Source organism: Streptococcus periodonticum (genome assembly GCF_003963555.1).
GTDB classification, from domain to species: Bacteria; Bacillota; Bacilli; order Lactobacillales; family Streptococcaceae; genus Streptococcus; species Streptococcus anginosus.
Genome location: NZ_CP034543.1, coordinates 511,880 through 532,256, shown reverse-complemented (window position 1 = coordinate 532,256; position 20,377 = coordinate 511,880). Strand labels below are relative to the sequence as shown.

Sequence of the window (20,377 nt, the reverse complement as noted above, 5' to 3'; positions counted from 1 at the left end):
AAAATTATCATTTTACAACAGTAAAATAGACTTAAAGAAAGCAAATCTAAAAATAGGAAACACCGACATTGTTTTAAAAAGTTTTATTACAGTCTTAAACTTATAAATGATAACACTCTGTTATCCTTTTTCAATAATCGTTCCGCTTTCAGACTCAATTAAAGCACCTAAGTTTTCAAGAGAAGTAATGACAGCTTCGCCTTCTGGTCGATCATTTACAAAGGCAATAGCTGCTTGCACTTTAGGTAACATACTTCCTGGTGCAAACTGTTCTTGCTTGATGTATTCTTCAAGCTGAGCTACATTGACACGCTCTAACTTGGCTTGATCTGGTTTATTGTAGTTGACATAGACATAATCTACACCGGTCAAAACGATGAAGAGATCTGCTTCGACCAATTCCGCCAGACATTGTGAAGCAAAGTCTTTGTCAATTACTGCTTCTACGCCTGCAAGATGACCATTGTCTTCCTTGATGACGGGAATACCGCCACCACCAGCAGCCACAACGACGTGTCCTGCATTGATGAGTGTACGAATGGTTTCAATTTCTTTGATTCCAACTGGTTTTGGTGACGCAACTACTTTTCTCCAGCCACGTCCAGCATCCTCTTTGAAAGTAGCTCCGCTCTTTTCAGCTTCTGCTTTTGCTTCTTCTTCTGTGTAGAATGGTCCGATTGGTTTGCTCAAATTTGTGAAAGCTGGGTCGTTTTTGTCAACCACGACTTGTGTCACAACAGAAGCAACTTCTTTTTCAATCCCTTCTTCACGTAAAGCATTTTGAAGAGCATTTTGTAACCAGTAGCCGATACTTCCTTCAGTCATCGCAACGAGCGAATCAAGCGGGAATGCTGGATTTTTTTCAGAATCTGCTGCTAAATGTTGCAATAAAAGATTTCCAACTTGCGGTCCATTTCCATGAGTGATAATCAAGTCATCACCATTTTTAATCAATTTTACAAGATGACTTGCTGTTTCTGCTAATGCTTCTTGTTGTGCCTTAGCTGATGGATCAGATGAAAGGATGGCATTTCCTCCCAAAGCCACAACGATTTTCCGATTTGCCATAAATAATTAGCCTCCTTAGAGTTTTCTCATTATAGTGTTTCAATTTCATTTTAGTAGTCCAAGATAGAATCCAGCTGCAACAAACGTAGGAATGAGGTTAGAATAGCATTGTCTCAGACTACATTTCTCTGAGAGTGACTGCATCAGTAATTATGGTTGTTTGTTCTATCGCCTTTTTCCTCTATTAACATCATACTAAAATGAACACGAGCACTATCAAAAATGAGGACTGGACTAAAGCTATTAGTCGCAGCCCTCATAGCTGTTGGTAAACGGTTTTGGTTTTAAATTATACTTTTGGAATATAAAGGTTACCAAGAGTTGCTGCCATAACTGCTTTAATAGTATGCATACGGTTTTCAGCTTGGTCAAATTGGCGAGCGTATTTGCTGCGGAATACTTCGTCAGTTACTTCCATTTCTTCAACGCCGAATTTTTCAGCAACATCTTTACCATAAACAGTATTTGTATCATGGAAAGCTGGTAAGCAGTGCAAGAAGATCAAATCTTCATTGTCAGCTTTCTTAATCAAATCCATATTTACTTGATAAGGTTTCAACAGTGCAACACGCTCTGCAAATTTGTCTTCTTCACCCATAGATACCCAAACGTCTGTGTAAAGGACATCCGCACCTTTAACAGCTTCATCTGCATTGTCAGTGATTAAGACATGTGCGCCACTTCCTTTTGCATATCCTTCTGCCAATTTCACAATCTCTTCAGCAGGGAAGAGTTCTTTTGGAGAGAAGATGTGCACATTCACACCGAGGATAGCACCTGTTACAAGAAGGCTGTTTGCAACGTTGTTACGTCCATCACCACAATAGACAAGAGTCAAGCCTTCCAAACGACCAAAGTTTTCTTGAACTGTCAAATAGTCAGCTAACATTTGAGTTGGATGCCATTCGTCTGTCAAACCATTCCATACAGGAACACCTGAGAATTCTGCTAATTCTTCTACCATGCGTTGGCTGAATCCGCGGAATTCAATCCCGTCAAACATACGTCCCAATACTTTAGCAGTATCTTCAGTAGATTCTTTCTTACCAAGCTGAATGTCATTAGCTCCTAAATATTCTGGATGAGCGCCAAGATCAATCGCTGCTGTTGTGAAAGCTGCACGAGTACGAGTTGAAGTTTTTTCAAACAAGAGAGCAATATTTTTACCTGCTAGGTAGTGATGTTCAATATTGCGTTTCTTCAAATCTTTCAAGTGAGCTGCTAAACCAATAAGGTATTCTAATTCTGCACGTGTAAAATCTTTTTCTGCCAAGAAGCTGCGTCCTTGGAACACTGAGTTTGTCATTCTATTATTTCCTCTTTCTAATCTTAAAGTTCTTCACGTTCAAATGGCATTGACATACAACGAGGTCCACCACGACCGCGAACCAATTCACTTCCGCGAATCTTAATCAAACGAAGTCCATATTCTTCAAGAATCTTATTTGTAACAACGTTACGGTCATATACCACTACCACGCCTGGTGCGATTGTAAGGGTGTTTGAACCGTCGTTCCATTGTTCACGAGCAGCTGCAACAGCATTTCCGCCACCACAACGGATCAAATGAACTTTATCAATACCAAGATTCTTAGCAAGCAATTCTGCTAAATCACCTTTTTCTTCTGCAATATGAAGTTTTTCATTTTCATAAGTAACAGAGTAAACGCGAAGGTCGCCTTCAATTTCTGGGTGAATCGTGAACTTGTCATAGTCAACCATTGTGAAGACTGTATCTAAGTGCATGAATTTACGATTATTGGCAAATTCAAATGCAATCACTTTCTTGAAACCAACATTCTTCTTGAAGATATTAACCAAAAGTTTTTCAATAGATGCTGCGTCTGTCCGTTGTGAAATACCTACTGCAAGGACATCCTTAGAAAGAACGAGTTCATCTCCACCTTCGATACGAGTTGTTTCTTCACGGTTATAAACCAAGTCAACATTGCCACCATATACTGGATGGTATTTGAAAATGTATTTACCATAAAGTGTTTCACGATTACGTGTATCTGAGTACATATGGTTCAATGACACCGCATTACCAATTGTAGCAAATGGGTCACGTGTGAAGTACAAGTTCGGCATTGGGTCAATCGCAAATGGATAGTCTGATTCTACTAAGTCGGTCAACCCTTTAGCTTCTTCAGGAATTTCTGGCAATTCTGCTTTTTGGAAACCTGCCATTGTCTTTTCAACCAATTCAAGGTTGTCTTCTATACCATGAAGAATGTCGCGAATAGCAACTTTTGTTTGTGCCCCGCGAATATTTGCTTCGTCAAGATATTCTTCAATAAATTCGTTACGAATTTCTGGAGAAGTCAATGATTCAGCAGCCAACTTTTCAAGGTAAAGAACTTCAATACCTTCTTTACGAAGAGCGTCTGCAAAAGCATCATGTTCTTTTTGAGCGTCTTCCAAGAATGGAATATCGTCAAAAAGTAGACGTTCCAAGTGGTCCGGCATCAAGTTTTCCAACTCTTTACCAGGACGATGTAGCATAACTTTTTTCAGTTTTCCTATTTCTGAGAAAACATGAATAGGATGTGTAGACATCTTATGTCCTCCTCTTTTTCTTTGTGACTTAAGTTTCCTTAAGTTCTATTTACATGTTATATTGTAATATCTTTTGTTTGCGCTTTCACAATCAATTGTACATTCAGAATGCCAAATCCTTTGCTTTTTTTAAAATAAATTCAGATATTTTCCCAAAATAAAACGCTTTCTATAAATATTTTATGCATTTTATTGGTTTTATGAATAATTATTTTTTAGAAATTAATCAAATTCTTAAGCTCATATTTGTCTAAATGAAAAAGAGGGCAAGAAATTGCGTTTTCTACTACAATTTCGCCCTCTTTTGCATTACATATCTTCAAAATATTTTAAAAAGTATTCTTTATTCAAAAAGATAAGTTTCTTACGATGATATTGAATAATGTTTTCTTCTGTTAATTTTTTCAACACTTGATTAACTGTTTCACGAGTAGTTGCACCTAGTTTAGCTAGTTCTTTCATACTAAGTGCAAAAGGAATATCATCTCTATCTTGGCAAAAATCAATACATAAAATTGAAATCGCTTGAATAACTCGCTCTGTCGCACTAGCCAAAACAGAGTTTCGCAACCGCAATTCATGGAAACGCAAAATATTTGACAACTTATGTGTAATGAATAACGTTTGCTTTATAGTTTGCTTAGAATAATATTCATACAAGTCAACAGGAATTGAAAAATATTCCAAATCTGTCACAGAAATCCCAGAATAATGATAATCTTTATCTTCAAACATGCCACCATAAGGGAACATGGTATTTTCTTTCACATAGTCAATGTAATTAAATGAATCTGTCTGGTCGTACTGTTCAATGCGAACATAGCCTTTATAAATCAAAAAAAGTCGCTCTCGTTTGTCGCCAGAAAAGAAAATAATCTGTCCTTTTGGTACTTTACGAAATTGAATCTCAACCGCTATTTTATCAAAATGTTCAACTGGTAAATTTTCAAAAGCAGGATGTTCCCTAATGTAACGATAATGCTCTTTGTTAATCATGATATCCTTGTGGTCCTTTTTTTACATTCTTTTCTTATTATAACACAAAAGAGCTTCAATCTTAAAGAGAGCCCTTACATTTTTCTGAAATTTGTTCTTTTTACAACGTATCCTTTGCCTCATAAATATATGTATCTTAATTCATATTCACTCGATGCCATTCATTGATGACATAGGCCAATTGCCCAACTTGCGTAATACCAACACCGCTGATTTCATCACTCTCTGAAGTCGTTCCTCCCAGTCCTGCTGTATAAAGGGCAATCAAATAAGGCTTTTCCTCACACACAACTGCGTCTACATTTAATGCCTCTGCAACATAACCTGGCTTTTGGTAGATTGGAATGTCTCTTACATATCGTTTATAGTATTCATTTGGAAAAGACTCACCAATATAATACAAAATATCTTTATATTTTTCCTGATGTTTCCAAAGATAGTCCAACACTTGAATGTAATAATCCGTCGTTGTTTGATTCTGTTGGTTGATTGTCTTAATCTCGCCCTTTCCTTTTCCATAGCGCTGATACATCGTATAGGCTTTATCCAAGCCACCTAAGCGTTCCGCTAAAGCATAAGCAGGTGTATTTTCAGAATAGAGAAGAGAGTATTCCTGCATCTCAGGAATGTTCATTGTCCCATTAAATGCCGCTACGTAATTATTGTGTTCACCGATATATTCATAGCGAGTATGTGTAATATCAAACCGCTCGGTTAGTGATAAATTTCCCTTTTCTACCTCATCAACGACCAACATATTTAATGGCAATTTGTAAGTTGAGCCTGCTGTCATCGGCTGCGTCTCATTCATAGCATAGGTTTGCCCACTCGTTAAATCCTTATAAGAAAATGCAACTTGTGAATGATCAATTCCCATCTCATCTAGATACGCCTGTACGACTTGAACCAAATTTAGATTGGCATAATCATAATACAGACCATAAGTTCCCATTACAGGCAAATCAGCTTCCATGTCCTTCTGCTTTTCTTCCATACTCTTTATTGGAACACGAGTGGCTGGTTTTGACTCTTTTGACGGACTTTTTTTCTTTTCTTGACTGGCAGTATAACTTGCAGCTACCTTTGTATGATGTGGCTTTCTAGCTTGTCCAAAGTACACAGCACTTAACACCAACACACCACACATCATAAAGCAACCAAGCAAACAAAGAATTATTGTCTTTTTACTCACGCACTTCTCCTAACTTATATACCTCATTATATAGGAAGAATGAAAAAATGACAAGATATGATAAACAGAATCATCAATTATTTTCAACTTCCTTTATTGTATATATACAGTATAAAGTAACAATTCTAGTTAATTTAAAATAAGCCTGAATGGTAGCTTTCACATCTTGAATGGTATTTTTTAACCATTTAAGACATCAGAACGACCATTTAAGATTAAAATGCTCTTTTTCTTGCGCTTTTTGAGAAAATAACATTACAAAACGAAAGGAAAACATTATAGTGAATTTTAAAAAATCGTTTGTTCCACAAATAGATGCTAGAGATTGTGGTGTTGCTGCTCTGGCTTCCATTGCTAAATACTATGGTTCAAATTATTCTTTAGCACACTTGAGAGAGCTCGCAAAGACAGACAAAGAAGGGACAACTGCACTTGGAATTGTCAAAGCAGCAAAAGAAATGGACTTTGAAACCCGACCAATCCAAGCAGACATGACATTGTTTGATACAGAAGAGCTTCCCTATCCTTTCATCGTACATGTCAACAAAAACGGTAAGCTCCAGCATTATTATGTCGTTTATAAAAACGAAAAAAAGCACTTGCTTATCAGTGATCCTGATCCAACTGTCAAAATAACTAAGATTAGCAAAGAACAATTTACTAAAGAATGGACAGGTGTTGCTATCTTTCTCGCACCAAAACCTAACTATAAACCTCATAAGGATAAGAAAAATGGACTTGCTAGCTTTTTACCACTCATCTTTAAACAGCGTTCTTTGATTTTTTATATTGTCTTAGCTAGTTTGCTCGTGACCTTCATCAACATTGTTGGCTCCTATTATCTGCAAAGTGTTTTGGACGAATACATCCCAAATCAGATGAAATCAACTCTTGGGATTATTTCGATTGGACTTATCATTGCCTACATCTTACAGCAAATGATGAGTTTTTCAAGAGACTACCTGCTAACAGTGCTCAGTCAACGATTAACAATTGATGTGATTTTGTCTTATATTCGGCATATTTTTGAATTGCCAATGTCCTTTTTTGCGACGAGACGCACTGGAGAGATTATTTCTCGTTTTACAGATGCCAACTCCATTATTGATGCTCTAGCTTCAACTATCCTGTCTCTCTTTCTTGATTTGTCCATTGTGATGATTGTCGGTAGTGTTCTTTTACTGCAAAATGCCCATCTCTTTTTACTCACTTTACTTGCAATTCCTATCTACGCTCTCATTATTTTTGCTTTTATGAACCCTTTTGAAAAAATGAACAACGATGTTATGCAAAGCAATGCTATGGTGAATTCTGCTATTATCGAAGATATCAATGGAATTGAAACCATTAAATCTTTAACTAGCGAAGAAAGTCGTTACCAAAAAATTGATAGCGAGTTTGTTGATTATCTGGATAAAACTTTCAAATTAAGTAAATATTCCATTATGCAGGCAGCGCTCAAACAAGGAGCACAATTTATTTTGAATGTGATTATTCTCTGGGTCGGAGCCTCTTTGGCTATGTCTCAAAAAATTTCGATTGGACAACTGATTACTTTCAATGCACTCCTTTCGTATTTTACAAACCCGCTTGAAAGTATCATCAATCTTCAAACCAAACTGCAATCAGCTAAAGTTGCCAATCATCGACTGAATGAAGTTTATCTGGTAGAATCTGAATTCAAAACCAAACAAGTCCTTACGGAGAAAAATTTCTTAGCTGGTGATATTACTTTTCATAACGTCTCCTATAAATATGGCTTTGGACGAGATACTTTATCAGATATTAGTTTAACTATCAAGAAGGGAGATAAAATCAGTCTTGTCGGTATTAGCGGTTCGGGAAAAACAACACTTGCTAAGATGATTGTTTATTTTTATGAGCCTTATCAAGGACAAATTCGCCTCAATGGAAATGACCTCAAGACAATTGATAAGAAAGTTCTTCGGCAATATATCAACTACTTACCTCAGCAAGCTTACATCTTTAGTGGTTCCATTCTAGACAACCTCACATTAGGAGCCGATCAAACAGTTTCCCAATCAGATATTCTTCGTGCCTGTGAAATTGCAGAAATTCGTTCAGATATCGAACAAATGCCCATGGGATACCAGACAGAATTGTCTGACGGAGCTGGATTATCTGGTGGGCAAAAACAGCGAATCGCACTTGCACGCGCTCTGCTGACGAAATCTCCCATTCTCATTTTAGATGAAGCAACGAGTGGATTAGATGTTCTAACAGAGAAAAAAGTCATTGATAATCTCATGAAATTCCCCGACAAAACCATTATTTTTGTTGCTCATCGTCTCAGCATTTCAAAGCGTACAAATCAGATTATCGTCCTTGACCAAGGAAAAGTGATTGAAACTGGTTCTCATACTGAATTGATAGAAAGAAAAGGTTTTTATTATCATCTATTTAATAAATAAGGAGTAAATTATGAATCCCAATCTGTTTAAAAGTGCAGAATTTTATCATCGAAGATACCACAACTTTGCGACCATTCTCATTCTGCCTTTGGTATTCTTCGTTCTATTTCTTGTCCTCTTTTCCTTTATCGGTCAAAAAGAAGTGACTGTCAAATCCATTGGCGAAATCACACCGATGAAAGTCATTGCCATGATTCAGTCAACCAGTGACAATACGGTTCTGACCAATCATTTAGCTGAAAATAAGACCGTCACCGAAGGAGAGTTGTTGGTTCAATATACAAAAAATATGGAAGCTTCCCAACAAACAGCCATTGAAACGCAGCTTGCCAGCTATCAACGGCAAAAAGCAGAATTAGAAACATTAAAAAACAGTTTACAGCAGGGAACAAATCTTTTTACAGATAAAGATGAGTTTGGCTATGCCAACACATTTAACAATTTTATCAAACAATCAGAAGATTTAACTATCGGCATTTCAAAAAATAATTCCGAAGTTAGTAAACAAGCTTCTTTAACCAACCATACGATTGCTGCTATTGATGAGCAAATGAACGAATTAACAAAACAAATGAATGACTATCATGAACTATATCATGCCATTTCTAGCAACGTTTCAAATTTGCCAAAAAGCAATCCTCATCAAGCAACCTTTAACCTATATAAAAATGAATATAACGTCAAACCCAATCCGTCAACTACAAATCAATACCTATCTCAGATTAATACGAATATATCCAACCTCAAATCTTCCCTAGCCAATCTAAAGATTCAAAAAGCTAGTGCCGGAACTGCAACGACCTATGACAATAGTCTTTCGACTAAAATTGAGGTACTTCGCACACAATTTATCCAGACCACAGAGCAAGAATTAAGAACCCTTACAACTCAGATAATCGATTTGCAAAATCAATTGAACCAAGCAACTGCTCAACTTCAAAATAATCAACTAACTGCTCCCAAAGCAGGAATTCTTCATATCAGCAGTGCGCTCAAAGGGAAGTCTTTACTCCCCAAAGGAACGGAAATTGCTCAGATCTATCCAGATATCACGAAAACAAAAGAAGTTCTTATCACCTATTACGTGCCTTCAGCCTATATGACCAATTTAAAAAAGGGACAAACTTCCCGACTTACCTTAGAAAAAATTGGAAATCAGACAATCACTATTATCGGTAGAATTAACAGCATTGACACTTCTGCTACAGAAACAAAACAGGGAAACCTGTTTAAAATTACTGCAAAAGCCTCCGTATCTAAAAGAGATAGCCAAATCTTGAAATACGGTTTGCAAGGACAAGTAACGAGTGTCATTGCGAAAAAATCATTCTTTCATTACTACAAAGATAAACTGTTAAACAACGTTGAATGACTGTTTAAGGATTTTACTCATCAGAAGATTGTCTTATATGATAAGATATTTTACAAGGAGGAAAAATTATTATTGTCGGAGAAAATATTGATTATGAACTGCTGTTTAGAAATCACTATCTTGTTTTCGGTGTCATTGATCGAACCAATGATCATTCTCTGAAATTCCTCAAACAACAAATCTGGTTTTATTTGGAAGGAATTTATAGGTAATTTTACTATAACAGAAAAAAACGAACCTAATCAGATTCGTTTTTTCTATCTCATTGCACACCTTATTTTGCTGCTGCGTACAATTCATTAACCTTATTCCAGTTGATGACTGAGAAGAAGGCTTTGATGTAATCTGGACGAACATTGCGGTACTTCACATAATAAGCATGTTCCCAAACATCAATTCCTAAAATTGGTGTTTTCCCTTCAGAGATTGGTGTGTCTTGATTAGCAGTTGAAGTCACTTCTAATTTACCATCATTATTGACCACCAGCCAAGCCCAACCTGAACCGAAGCGACTTGTCGCAGCTGTTGTAAATGCTGCTTTGAAATCCTCAAATGAACCAAATGTTGCTTCAAGGTCTGCTGCTAATGCTGCTGACGGCTCTGTCTTTTCTGGCGTCATCAATTCCCAGAAAAGAGCATGGTTGAGATGACCACCACCGTTATTGATAACAGCTTGACGAATATCCGCTGGAATGGTTTCTACATCTGACAAAAGTTGCTCCAAATCCTCACCGATTTCAGGGTGTTTTGCCAGAGCCGCATTTACATTATTGACATAAGTATTGTGGTGTTTGTCATGATGCAAGTGCATCGTTTCTTCATCAATATACGGTTCCAAAGCATCGTAAGAATAAGGTAAATCAGGTAAAATAATTGCCATTGGTTTGTTCCCCTTTTTCATTTTATATGAAAATGATAACGTAGACCTACAGAATTTTCAACTTATTTGCTTATAAGTTGTGGGTAGCAATCTTTAACAAAGCCAAGTCAAATAAGTAACTTTTCTCATAAACTCCAGACTTGATTTGGTAATCTGTTTCAATCAAGCAAGCAAGTACTTTTTTTAGAAAATCAAGCTGTAAAGATCGCACATCACGCAAAGCATATTTGATTTGAAAAGGATTCACCTTTCGTCCTAAATAACTGGACAAGTCTGCTACAATCTGACTTTCATTACGTCCATTTTCAAAGAGGATTTTCACTTGTGCAAATATACGAAACTGGCCCAACATAATCGCAATCAGCTTGATTTCATCTTCACCTTGCAATGTCAAGTCTCGCACCAAGCTTCTTGCCGCATCTACCTTTTGATGCAAAATCATCTGGGTAAGATCAAAAATATTATCCTGTAAAGTTTTTGGAATTGCTTCAGCAATGTCATCGCTTGTAATGATGCCATCTTTTTTATAATCCTTTAAAAAAGCTAAGTTTTTACTAATTTCACTAAAATCAAAGCCGGATTTGACAAACAATTCCTCGAAAACTGGTGAACTAAATTCTAATCCTTGTTCCTGAGCCAACTTACTAAAGTATGCCCGCAGCTCCTGCTCTTTTGGCTCACTTGCTTCAAAAATTTTACCATCTCGCTTGAGCAATTTTACAATTCGCCGTTTACTGTCTAACTTCCCTTCTGCAAAAATGACTAATTTTGTCGTATCTGCAGGATTTTCCAAATATTGCTCAAAAGATTTTAGCTCATCATCCGTCAAATAGCATTTTTTAGCTGTTGTCACATCCAAAAAATGATCCAAAATGACGATCTTCTCTTCAGAAAAGAAGGGCAAACTCACTAGATCAATCTCCACATCTGGATAAACGGCTTCTTTCATATCAAAGTAAGTCATATTTAAATCTGCAGCATCGTATTGAATTTGACGTAAAAATTGTGATTTCATCAATTCAAATTGCCCTGTATCATCACCAGTCAAAATTGTCAGATTAGGTAAATTTGTCAGATTTACTGTTTTAATCTCTTCAATTGCTAACACAACGGCCTCCTTTTATGAGGTTTATTTGATTCATATTTTTTATTTTACCAAAAATCTCGAAAGCAAAGCAAATTGGTATCTCAAATCAACTCCGTCCCAGTCGCGTTCTGTTTAATCTTACCAGCTTTCATGAGGCCACCCAGGGCTTTTTTAAACTGTCCCTTGGAAATGCCGAAAGTCGCCTTAATATCCTCTGGAGCTGACTTATCATTCAAGGTCATGAAGCCACCGTTAGTCTCCAGATAAGTTAGGATCATCTGAGCATCATTTTCCAGCATTTCAAAAGAGCGTGGTTTGAGCGAAAGGTTCAAAGTCCTATCCACCTCACGAAAACCAACGACACGCACATCCAATACCTGGCCCAGACGCGGCTCAGCATAGCGCTCGCTGGGATGGATAAAGCCCAGCATGTTATTTTCAGGCAAATAGACAAAGGTTCCAGATAACTTCAAACGATAAACAATAGCCGGCCAATTTTGATTTTGCATGTTATTATAGGCTGGACGAGCTAATTCCTGGAAATCTTCTTGGTAGGCCAAAAGCCCCCAAATGCGGTCTTTTTTGTCTACATCCAAACGAATATAGAGGCGGTCGCCTTTTTTAGGCCAAAGTTCTTTTATTTCTGGCAAAATGTCGAGAGACACTACAATTTGCTTATCTGGAAGTCCTGTATCAACAAAAACACCTAAGTCCTTACGAACATCCGTCACTGCTCCCCAGCCAAAAGTCGTCTGGGTCGCTGTTACATCAAGAGTCGTCAAGCGAAGTTTCTGCTTCATGTCGCTGTAAGCAAAGCCCTTGACCGATTCGCCCAGCTGATGCTCCCCCTCTTTTTTAGCTAAAGCATACGTCTGCCCGTCTTTTTGGACAAAGTAAAAACGATCATTTTCATCGGTTACAAGACCTGTTATAAATGTTGCAAGATTTGTATTCATTTTTTATCTTTCTATCGTTCGAAGCGGATATGAAACTTTCTTCCTACTTCAAAAGAAGAAGCTGGAACAAAAGTGTTCAGCTTCCTTTGTTTATATAGTTATCATTCTAAGACGCAGTGATTTGGAGAAACTATGTTGACTTTAGTCAATTAGAGTTTCCCATGCACAATTATTTGGCACTTTAGTGCCTAATCAATCACTGCTGAGTGGGCTCTAACTCGTTAATCAATCAACTTTTACAGCCCTACTCAACTTTGCGGAAGTGGGACGAAATCAAGTTTCTAGGAAACGACTGATTTCGTCCCCCCCCTCCTTGCTTTCTATTTTTTACTACATACAGAGAAAAGCTTACACTTCAATCAATTCTTTTTCCTTGCTGGCAGTCATATCATCAATATGCTTAACAGCCTCATCTGTAACTTTTTGAATATCTTTTTCAAGTGTTTTCAATTCATCTTCAGTAATTTCTTTTGCTTTTTCTTGCTTTTTAGCTTCATCCATAGCGTCACGGCGGATATTACGAATAGCAATTTTAGCATTTTCGCCGACCTTCTTCACTTCCTTAGCAAGGTCACGGCGAGTTTCTTCTGTCAAAGCAGGAATGACCAAACGAATAACCGTACCATCACTTGCAGGGGTGATGCCAAGATCAGAAGCGTTGAGTGCGCGCTCAATATCTTTGATAGAAGATTTGTCAAATGGCGTCACCAAAAGAACACGCGCTTCAGGAATCGTGATAGACGCGATTTGATTGAGCGGAGTTTCCACTCCGTAGTACTCAACTGAAATCCTATCCAAAAGGCTTGCGTTCGCACGACCAGCACGAATGCTGCCAAATTCACGCGCCAAACTTTGGTGTGACTGTGTCATTCTTTCTTTCGCTTTTTCTACAATTGCATTTGCCATAAATCATTCCTCTTCTTTTTCTACATTATTTGAAACGGTTGTTCCGATTTGCTCACCAAAGACAACGCGTTTGATATTACCAGGTTCGTTCATATTAAAGACAACAAGGTCAATGTCATTATCCATTGAAAGAGTTGAAGCCGTTGAATCCATGATACGAAGACCTTTGTTAATCACGTCACGGTGGGTTAATTCATCAAATTTCACCGCAGTCTTATCTTTCTTCGGATCAGCGTTATAAACGCCGTCTACACCATTTTTTGCCATAAGAATCGCATCAGCTTCAATCTCAGCCGCACGAAGGGCAGCTGTTGTATCTGTTGAGAAGTAGGGAGAACCAACTCCAGCACCGAAAATAACGATACGTCCTTTTTCCAAGTGTCGCAGAGCGCGTCCACGAATATAAGGTTCTGCTACTTGCTGCATCGCAATCGCTGTTTGTACTCGCGTATCCACACCCACTTGTTGAAGTGAATCTGCCATGACCAAGGCATTCATGACTGTTCCTAACATTCCTGTGTAATCAGCCTGCACACGATCCATTCCTGCTTCTGCCGCAGGCTCTCCACGCCAGAGATTCCCACCGCCGATAACAAGGGCAATTTCAATACCCAAATCATGTACTTCCTTGATTTCCTCTGCCATTTTTTGAACGGTTGAAATGTTAATTCCAATCCCTTTCTCACCAGCAAGAGCTTCACCTGATAATTTGATTAAAATACGTTTATATTTCGGGGCTACCATTTTTATTCTCCTTACTTTATCTGTACTATTTTACCATATTTTGAGATTTTTATATAGTCAAATTCTTTAAAAAATAAAAATTTCGATAAAAGGGAGAAGATAGTTTGCTATGCTATTTGAGCAACCAGCTATGGTGTCGTTCATTCATTATGCAACGAATATTGAAATCAGAAACTTTTGTCTCAGCTTCTTTGCCGTTTGTTTCATATGTAAAAATCAGAACCTAAGCTAAAAAATCTAATAAAACCTGAGTGAAATCACTCGTTGAAAGCGCAGGAACACCTTCTATCTGACTAGCAAAATCATCTGTCATCTTTTGAAGTGCTAACGCTTTTTCAATCGCTTTTATAATAACTTGCGCAGCTTCGGACCACCCAATGTAATCAAACATCATGCAGGCAGACAACAAAAGTGAACAAGGATTTGCTTTATTTTGATCTGCAATGTCAGGAGCCGTTCCATGCGTTGCTTCAAAAATAGCATGACCTGTTTCATAATTGATATTAGCTCCAGGAGCAATACCAATGCCGCCGACTTGAGCAGCCAGAGCATCACTAACATAATCCCCATTCAAATTTGTCAAAGCTACTACTTGAAATTTTTCAGGATTTAATAGAATTTGTTGTAAAAAATTATCTGCAATCACATCTGTCACAATCAATTGCCCAGCTGCTAATTCCTTTGCAAACTCCTTCTCGGTAAGCTCATAGCCCCATTTTCTGAAACCACCTTCTGTAAATTTTTGGATATTCCCTTTATGAACCAGAGTTACGTTTTTTACATTGGCAGATAGAGCATAATGAATCGCTGCACGAATCAACCGTTCACTTCCTTGGCGTGAAATTGGTTTAATGCCAATAGCACTCGTCTTCGGAAAACGAATTTTATCAATTCCCATTTCCTTTTGTAAAAATTGTATCACTTGTTGAGCCTCATCAGACTCACCTTCCCATTCAATTCCTGCATAAATATCTTCGGTATTTTCACGAAAAATTGTCATATTCGTCTTTTCAGGATGTCGTAGTGGGCTAGGAACGCCCGCAAAATACCGTACGGGACGTACACAAGCGTAGAGATCTAGTTCTTGACGCAAGGCAACATTTAAAGACCGAATGCCACCACCAACAGGAGTTGTAAGAGGACCTTTAATCGCAACTAAATGATGCTGGATTGTCGTTAAAGTCTCTTCTGGCAACCATTTTCCTGTCAAACGAAAGGCTTTTTCTCCCGCCAATATCTCTTTCCAAAAAATCTTTCTACTGCTTCCATAAGCTATCTCCACCGCTTTATCCAAGATAAGCTGTGCATTTTTCCAAATGTCATGCCCAATTCCATCACCTTCGATATAAGGGATAATGGGATTATCTGGAACTAGCAACTTCTTATTCACAAGACGAATTCTTTCTGCCATTTTATCTCCTCCCAATAGGAATATAATGTAAATTTTGAGCGCCAACATAATGAGAGCGAGGTCTAATCAACTTATTATTTTTGCGTTGCTCTTGAATGTGAGCAATCCAGCCAGACACCCGACTCATTGCAAAAATCAATGTATAAATACTACTGTCAATACCTAAAACATGATAAACCGTTGCTGAGTAAAAATCTACATTCGGTATCAAATGCTTGGTGTGCTTCATATAACGTTCTATTTCTTCTGAAATCTGGTACCAAATTTCTTTTTCTGTTCCCTTTGTCAATTCCTCTGCCATTTCTCGCAAATATTTTTCACGAGGATCCTGTGTTTTATAAACACGATGACCAAAGCCCATGATTTTTTCATGTGAGGCTAATTTTCGATCCAAATATGCATTCGTATCTCCCTCTGCTTTAATTTCCTTTAACATGTCAAAGACGCATTCATTGGCACCTCCATGAAGTGACCCTTTTAAAGCGCCGATTGCCGCCGTCACACAAGAATAAATATCGGTTAAAGTGGAAGCACAGACCCGCGCTGCAAAAGTGGAAGCATTTAACTCGTGATCTGCATGAAGAACCAAAGCACGATTGAAAGCTCGAATTTCTAATTCTGATGGTTCCTGCCCATTTAACATATATAAAAAGTTCGCTGCAAATCCTAAATCTTTTCTCGGTTCAATCGGAGTTTGCCCCGATCTCAACCTTGTAAATGTTGCAATAATCGTTGGAATCTTAGCCATCAATTGAATACTTTGTTCATAAGTTGCTTCTAGAGACGTCTCTTCAGCATGGATATTATAGACTCCTAAAAGACTAACTGTAGAACGTAATACACTCATTGGATGCAGATGCTTGCGCGACTGGATGAGAATACATTGTTCCACCGCATCACTAATGGCATAGTTGGCACGTAAATCGTTCACAAAATGTTTCAATTCAATCTGAGTTGGTAAATGCAAATTCCAAAGTAGGTAAATAACTTCTTCAAAACTTGCATTATTCTCCATCAATTCGGAAATATTATAGCCTGCATAAGAAAGAGTATCATCTATAATCTGACTGATACGAGTCTCACAGGCAATCGTATCTTTTAAACCATTGCTTTGTGTCATTGTTTTACCTCTTGCAATTTCTTTCTAACCACCATTGGTAAAATTCCCCCATTTTCATAATAACGAATATCCGCGTCTGCATCAAAACGAAGACGTGCTTTAAATCGTGCAATTCGATCGCCTTCTTTTGCAATAACCGTTATGACTTGTCCTACCTGTGGCTCTTTCGGCAATTGAATATCAAACGTTTCTTTTCCAGTTAATCCAAGATGTTGAGCATTTTCGCCGTCCAAATATTGAAGAGGAAGAATGCCCATCATGACTAAATTGGAACGATGAATTCTTTCAAAACTTTCAGCTAAAACCACTTTAACACCCAAAAGATTTGCTCCTTTAGCTGCCCAATCACGACTAGAACCCATACCATAATCGCGACCTGCCAAAATAATCGTATCCACTTTTTCTTTCTTATAACACATAGCAGCTTCATAAATCGGTATCAATTCACCCTTATATTTTGTATAACCACCAAGTTTTCCAGCTGCTAGTTCATTTTTTATCCGAATATTGGCAAAGGTGCCTCTCATCATTACTTCATGATTCCCACGACGACTACCATAAGAATTAAAGTCTTGATAGCTTACACCATGTTCCTCTAGATATGATGCTGCTGGACTATTTCTAGCAATATTTCCTGCTGGAGAAATATGATCTGTCGTAATCGTATCTCCAAATTTTGCTAAAACAGCTAGATTTTTCAACGGTTGAATGTTTGTATCATCTTCCAAGCCATCAAAGTAAGGAGGATTTTGTATATAAGTAGAGGCTTGATTCCAGTGATAGATTTTCGACTTTGTTGTTGGAATTTGATTCCATTTTTCACTATCAGTAAAAACATGCTCATACTCTTTTTTAAACAAACTACTGGTAACGTATTTTTGTACATAGTCTGCTACCAAATCATGATTTGGCATAAGATCCATGAAGTAAACAGGTAGTCCATTCCTATCATATCCAAGCGGTTCACTTGTTAAATCAATATTTGTATTCCCAGCTAAAGCATAAGCGACCACCAGTGGCGGACTAGCTAAAAAATTTGCTTTAACCAAAGGATTGATTCGTCCTTCAAAATTCCGATTACCTGATAGGACAGCACTAGCAAGTAAATCCGTATCCGTAATTGCTTTTGCCACTTCTGGTAACAAATTTCCAGAATTGCCAATGCAAGTGGTGCAGCCATATCCAACAACATTAAAACCTAATTTGTCCAGATAGACTTGGAGACCACTCTCCTTCAAATAGGCCGTAACAACCTTACTGCCTGGTGCAAGTGATGTTTTGACTGTCTTTGAAACACGCAATCCTTTTTCCACAGCATGTTTAGCTACTAAGCCTGCCGCCATTAAGACATATGGGTTGGAGGTATTGGTACAACTAGTAATTGCTGCAATAGCGACATGACCCGTTTTAATCTCTTCTTCATAATCATCAAACAATACCGTCGCTGTCTTCCTCAATTCCTCTCTTGGCAAACCAAAACCTCGAACACCAGCTTCTCGGATAAGACTCGCTTGAAATTCTTGCTTAGCATTTGTCAATTCAATTAAATCCTGTGGCCGTTTGGGACCAGAAATACTTGGAACAATGGTGGACAAATCAATCTCAACAATTTTTGAATAAATTGGCTCCACTTTTTCATCATAAAATAGATGATTCTTTTGAGCATAGAGCCTCGTTAACGCAATATGTTCTTCTTTCCGATTTGTTAATCGCATATAACGAAGGGTCTCTTCATCAATAGGAAAGTAACCGCAGGTTGCTCCATATTCTGGCGCCATATTTGCAACTGTTGCGCGGTCTGCCAAACTAAGTGTTGCTAGTCCTTCCCCAAAGTATTCTACAAATTTTCCAACTACATTTTCTTGTCGTAATCGTTGCGTTACTTTTAAAGCTAAGTCTGTTGCCGTTGCAATCTTAGGCAATTTCCCAACTAAGCGTACACCAATCACTTCTGGAACTGGAAAATAAGAAGCTTCTCCCAACATAGCAGCTTCTGCTTCAATCCCTCCAACTCCCCAGCCAAGAACCCCTATTCCATTGATCATTGTTGTATGACTGTCTGTTCCAAACATTGAATCTGGATAAAGCATGCCGTCTTTTTCAATAACAACATCACTAAGGAATTCAATATTAACTTGGTGAATAATCCCAGTTGCTGGTGGAACTGCACGATAATTATCAAAAGATTGCTCAGCCCATTTCAAAAATTCATACCGCTCATTATTACGTGAAAATTCTTTTGTTATATTTTCTTCCAAAGCAGTCTCACAGCCATAACAATCAACTTGCACACTATGGTCAATGACTAAATCCACAGGAATTTCAGGATTGATAAGTTCTGGATCTCCCCCATTTGTTACAACTGCATCGCGCATACTTGCCAAGTCAACAACAACTGGTACTCCCGTAAAATCCTGTAAAATAACACGACTTGGTTTAAAGGGCACTTCACCTTTTGGTTTAACAGCTTGATAGTGCATCAGATTCTCTATGTGATGTTTTCTTACAACATTACCATCTTCTTTTCGCAAAAGACTTTCTAATAATATGCGAATAGAATAAGGAAGATTGTCTAAGTTTCCACCCATATCTAATGCCGCTTTTTCGAGATCAATATAGCTATATTCTCGCTTATCTTGATATAATATAGATTTATATGTTAGCATGAGAAACCTCCCACTAGGAATAATTATTTTATATTATACAATTTTACAAAAATTCATGCAATAGTTTTTTGAAAAATATGTTATAAAATATAACATAAAAGATTTTTGTTTTAAATATGTATCTCCCTGCAAATTTTATTCCAAATATAAAAAGCGATGAATTCATCAATCCAACGCTTTTGATTTTAGCAAAAGAAAAACTCCATCCGAAGATAGAGTTTTAGATTCTAAATTAAAGTGAGTTAACATCAACCTTAATACCCACACCTTGAGTAGTGGTGATAGTAAGATTTGTCATGTAAGTTCCTTTTACTGTAGCTGGTTTAGCTTTTGCAATCACATCGTGGAATGCTTTGAAGTTTTCAACCAACTTATCAGCGTCAAATGAAACTTTACCAATGATAGCTTGTACGTTACCTGCACGATCTGCACGGTAAGTAATTTTACCGCCTTTAGATTCTTCAACTGCTTTTGCAACATCCATTGTTACAGTACCAGTTTTAGGGTTTGGCATCAAGTTACGTGGTCCAAGGATACGTCCAAGACGTCCAACAAGTGCCATCATATCAGGTGTAGCAATTACGACATCAAAGTCAAGCCAGCCACCGTTGATTTTTGCAACGAGGTCATCTTCACCAACGAAGTCTGCACCAGCAGCTTTTGCTTCTTCTGCTTTTGCACCACGTGCAAAAACAAGCACACGTTGAGTTTTACCAGTTCCGTTTGGAAGAACCATTGCACCACGGATTTGTTGATCCGCTTTTTTCACATCAATGTTCAAGTTATAAGCAACTTCTACAGTTGCGTCAAATTTTGCAAAGTTTGTTTCTTTTGCAAGTGCTACAGCTTCTTCTACACTGTATGCTTTTGTGCTGTCGATTTTTTCAAGAGCAGCACGAAGTTGTTTGCTTTTTTTAGCCATTTTCTATTCTCCTTGTAAGTGGTTCAATCGATTTTCATCTCCCACGTCCTTCTCGAAATGATGAAG

Annotated in this window: 16 protein-coding genes; 2 read left to right on the top strand and 14 right to left on the bottom strand. The window is 37.7% G+C overall.

Features of this window, described 5'->3' with window-relative positions:
• Positions 1-120: 120 nt before the first annotated feature.
• The 5 genes from arcC to EHW89_RS02630 all read right to left on the bottom strand — a co-directional run bounded on the left by arcC (position 121) and on the right by EHW89_RS02630 (position 5,815).
• Positions 121-1,068, bottom strand: coding sequence for a carbamate kinase (arcC, locus tag EHW89_RS02650; protein ID WP_003025409.1), 948 nt, complete (start codon positions 1,066-1,068; stop codon positions 121-123).
• Between the two features lie 289 nt (positions 1,069-1,357).
• Positions 1,358-2,374 (bottom strand): ornithine carbamoyltransferase, encoded by a 1,017-nt coding sequence (argF, locus tag EHW89_RS02645; RefSeq protein ID WP_126466601.1) that lies wholly within the window; start codon positions 2,372-2,374, stop codon positions 1,358-1,360.
• A gap of 23 nt (positions 2,375-2,397) precedes the next feature.
• Positions 2,398-3,627, bottom strand: coding sequence for an arginine deiminase (arcA, locus tag EHW89_RS02640; protein ID WP_126466600.1), 1,230 nt, complete (start codon positions 3,625-3,627; stop codon positions 2,398-2,400).
• A gap of 309 nt (positions 3,628-3,936) precedes the next feature.
• Complete coding sequence (locus EHW89_RS02635; RefSeq protein WP_126466599.1) at positions 3,937-4,623, bottom strand: Crp/Fnr family transcriptional regulator; 687 nt, start codon at positions 4,621-4,623, stop codon at positions 3,937-3,939.
• A 136-nt stretch (positions 4,624-4,759) separates the two neighbouring features.
• The gene (locus tag EHW89_RS02630; protein WP_126466598.1) at positions 4,760-5,815 is read right to left on the bottom strand and encodes a serine hydrolase; all 1,056 of its coding nucleotides are present in this window, start codon (positions 5,813-5,815) and stop codon (positions 4,760-4,762) included.
• Between the two features lie 281 nt (positions 5,816-6,096).
• Here EHW89_RS02630 and EHW89_RS02625 point away from each other — a divergent pair, with 281 nt between their 5' ends.
• Together EHW89_RS02625 and EHW89_RS02620 are read left to right on the top strand one after the other, a co-directional pair.
• Positions 6,097-8,247 (top strand): peptide cleavage/export ABC transporter, encoded by a 2,151-nt coding sequence (locus EHW89_RS02625; RefSeq protein WP_126466597.1) that lies wholly within the window; start codon positions 6,097-6,099, stop codon positions 8,245-8,247.
• A 10-nt stretch (positions 8,248-8,257) separates the two neighbouring features.
• Positions 8,258-9,619, top strand: coding sequence for a bacteriocin secretion accessory protein (locus EHW89_RS02620; RefSeq protein ID WP_126466596.1), 1,362 nt, complete (start codon positions 8,258-8,260; stop codon positions 9,617-9,619).
• A 274-nt stretch (positions 9,620-9,893) separates the two neighbouring features.
• Here EHW89_RS02620 and EHW89_RS02615 read toward each other — a convergent pair whose 3' ends face one another.
• The 9 genes from EHW89_RS02615 to rplA form a co-directional block, all read right to left on the bottom strand.
• Positions 9,894-10,499, bottom strand: a complete 606-nt coding sequence (locus EHW89_RS02615; protein WP_003025442.1) for a superoxide dismutase — start codon at positions 10,497-10,499, stop codon at positions 9,894-9,896.
• 70 nt (positions 10,500-10,569) lie between these two features.
• Positions 10,570-11,607 carry a DNA polymerase III subunit delta gene (holA, locus tag EHW89_RS02610; RefSeq protein ID WP_021001445.1) on the bottom strand — a complete coding sequence of 346 codons (1,038 nt, stop codon included), beginning with the start codon at positions 11,605-11,607 and terminating at the stop codon, positions 10,570-10,572.
• An 80-nt stretch (positions 11,608-11,687) separates the two neighbouring features.
• The gene (gene cvfB, locus EHW89_RS02605; protein WP_126466595.1) at positions 11,688-12,542 is read right to left on the bottom strand and encodes an RNA-binding virulence regulatory protein CvfB; all 855 of its coding nucleotides are present in this window, start codon (positions 12,540-12,542) and stop codon (positions 11,688-11,690) included.
• 348 nt (positions 12,543-12,890) lie between these two features.
• Entirely contained in the window at positions 12,891-13,448 is a 558-nt protein-coding gene (gene frr, locus EHW89_RS02600) for a ribosome recycling factor (protein WP_003034284.1), read from the bottom strand.
• 3 nt (positions 13,449-13,451) lie between these two features.
• Positions 13,452-14,192, bottom strand: coding sequence for a UMP kinase (gene pyrH, locus EHW89_RS02595; RefSeq protein ID WP_003025453.1), 741 nt, complete (start codon positions 14,190-14,192; stop codon positions 13,452-13,454).
• A gap of 223 nt (positions 14,193-14,415) precedes the next feature.
• A complete protein-coding gene (gene icd / locus EHW89_RS02590; RefSeq protein ID WP_193552988.1) occupies positions 14,416-15,618 on the bottom strand; it encodes an NADP-dependent isocitrate dehydrogenase in 1,203 nt (400 codons plus the stop codon).
• Positions 15,605-16,723, bottom strand: a complete 1,119-nt coding sequence (locus EHW89_RS02585) for a citrate synthase (RefSeq protein WP_003025458.1) — start codon at positions 16,721-16,723, stop codon at positions 15,605-15,607. Before EHW89_RS02585 ends, icd begins: the two co-directional genes overlap by 14 nt.
• A complete protein-coding gene (gene acnA, locus EHW89_RS02580) occupies positions 16,720-19,389 on the bottom strand; it encodes an aconitate hydratase AcnA (protein WP_126466593.1) in 2,670 nt (889 codons plus the stop codon). The genes EHW89_RS02585 and acnA overlap by 4 nt, the downstream gene beginning before the upstream one ends.
• Before the next feature lie 232 nt (positions 19,390-19,621).
• Positions 19,622-20,311, bottom strand: a complete 690-nt coding sequence (rplA, locus tag EHW89_RS02575; RefSeq protein WP_003028216.1) for a 50S ribosomal protein L1 — start codon at positions 20,309-20,311, stop codon at positions 19,622-19,624.
• Between the last annotated feature and the right edge of the window lie 66 nt (positions 20,312-20,377).

Bases quoted from the DNA above. Each gene is read 5' to 3' on its own strand.
- arcC (WP_003025409.1), bottom strand. From the start codon at position 1,068: ATGGCAAATCGGAAAATCGTTGTGGCTTTGGGAGGAAATGCCATCCTT.
- argF (WP_126466601.1), bottom strand. From the start codon at position 2,374: ATGACAAACTCAGTGTTCCAAGGACGCAGCTTCTTGGCAGAAAAAGAT.
- arcA (WP_126466600.1), bottom strand. From the start codon at position 3,627: ATGTCTACACATCCTATTCATGTTTTCTCAGAAATAGGAAAACTGAAA.
- EHW89_RS02635 (WP_126466599.1), bottom strand. From the start codon at position 4,623: ATGATTAACAAAGAGCATTATCGTTACATTAGGGAACATCCTGCTTTT.
- EHW89_RS02620 (WP_126466596.1), top strand. From the start codon at position 8,258: ATGAATCCCAATCTGTTTAAAAGTGCAGAATTTTATCATCGAAGATAC.
- EHW89_RS02615 (WP_003025442.1), bottom strand. From the start codon at position 10,499: ATGGCAATTATTTTACCTGATTTACCTTATTCTTACGATGCTTTGGAA.
- cvfB (WP_126466595.1), bottom strand. From the start codon at position 12,542: ATGAATACAAATCTTGCAACATTTATAACAGGTCTTGTAACCGATGAA.
- frr (WP_003034284.1), bottom strand. From the start codon at position 13,448: ATGGCAAATGCAATTGTAGAAAAAGCGAAAGAAAGAATGACACAGTCA.
- pyrH (WP_003025453.1), bottom strand. From the start codon at position 14,192: ATGGTAGCCCCGAAATATAAACGTATTTTAATCAAATTATCAGGTGAA.
- EHW89_RS02585 (WP_003025458.1), bottom strand. From the start codon at position 16,723: ATGACACAAAGCAATGGTTTAAAAGATACGATTGCCTGTGAGACTCGT.
- acnA (WP_126466593.1), bottom strand. From the start codon at position 19,389: ATGCTAACATATAAATCTATATTATATCAAGATAAGCGAGAATATAGC.
- rplA (WP_003028216.1), bottom strand. From the start codon at position 20,311: ATGGCTAAAAAAAGCAAACAACTTCGTGCTGCTCTTGAAAAAATCGAC.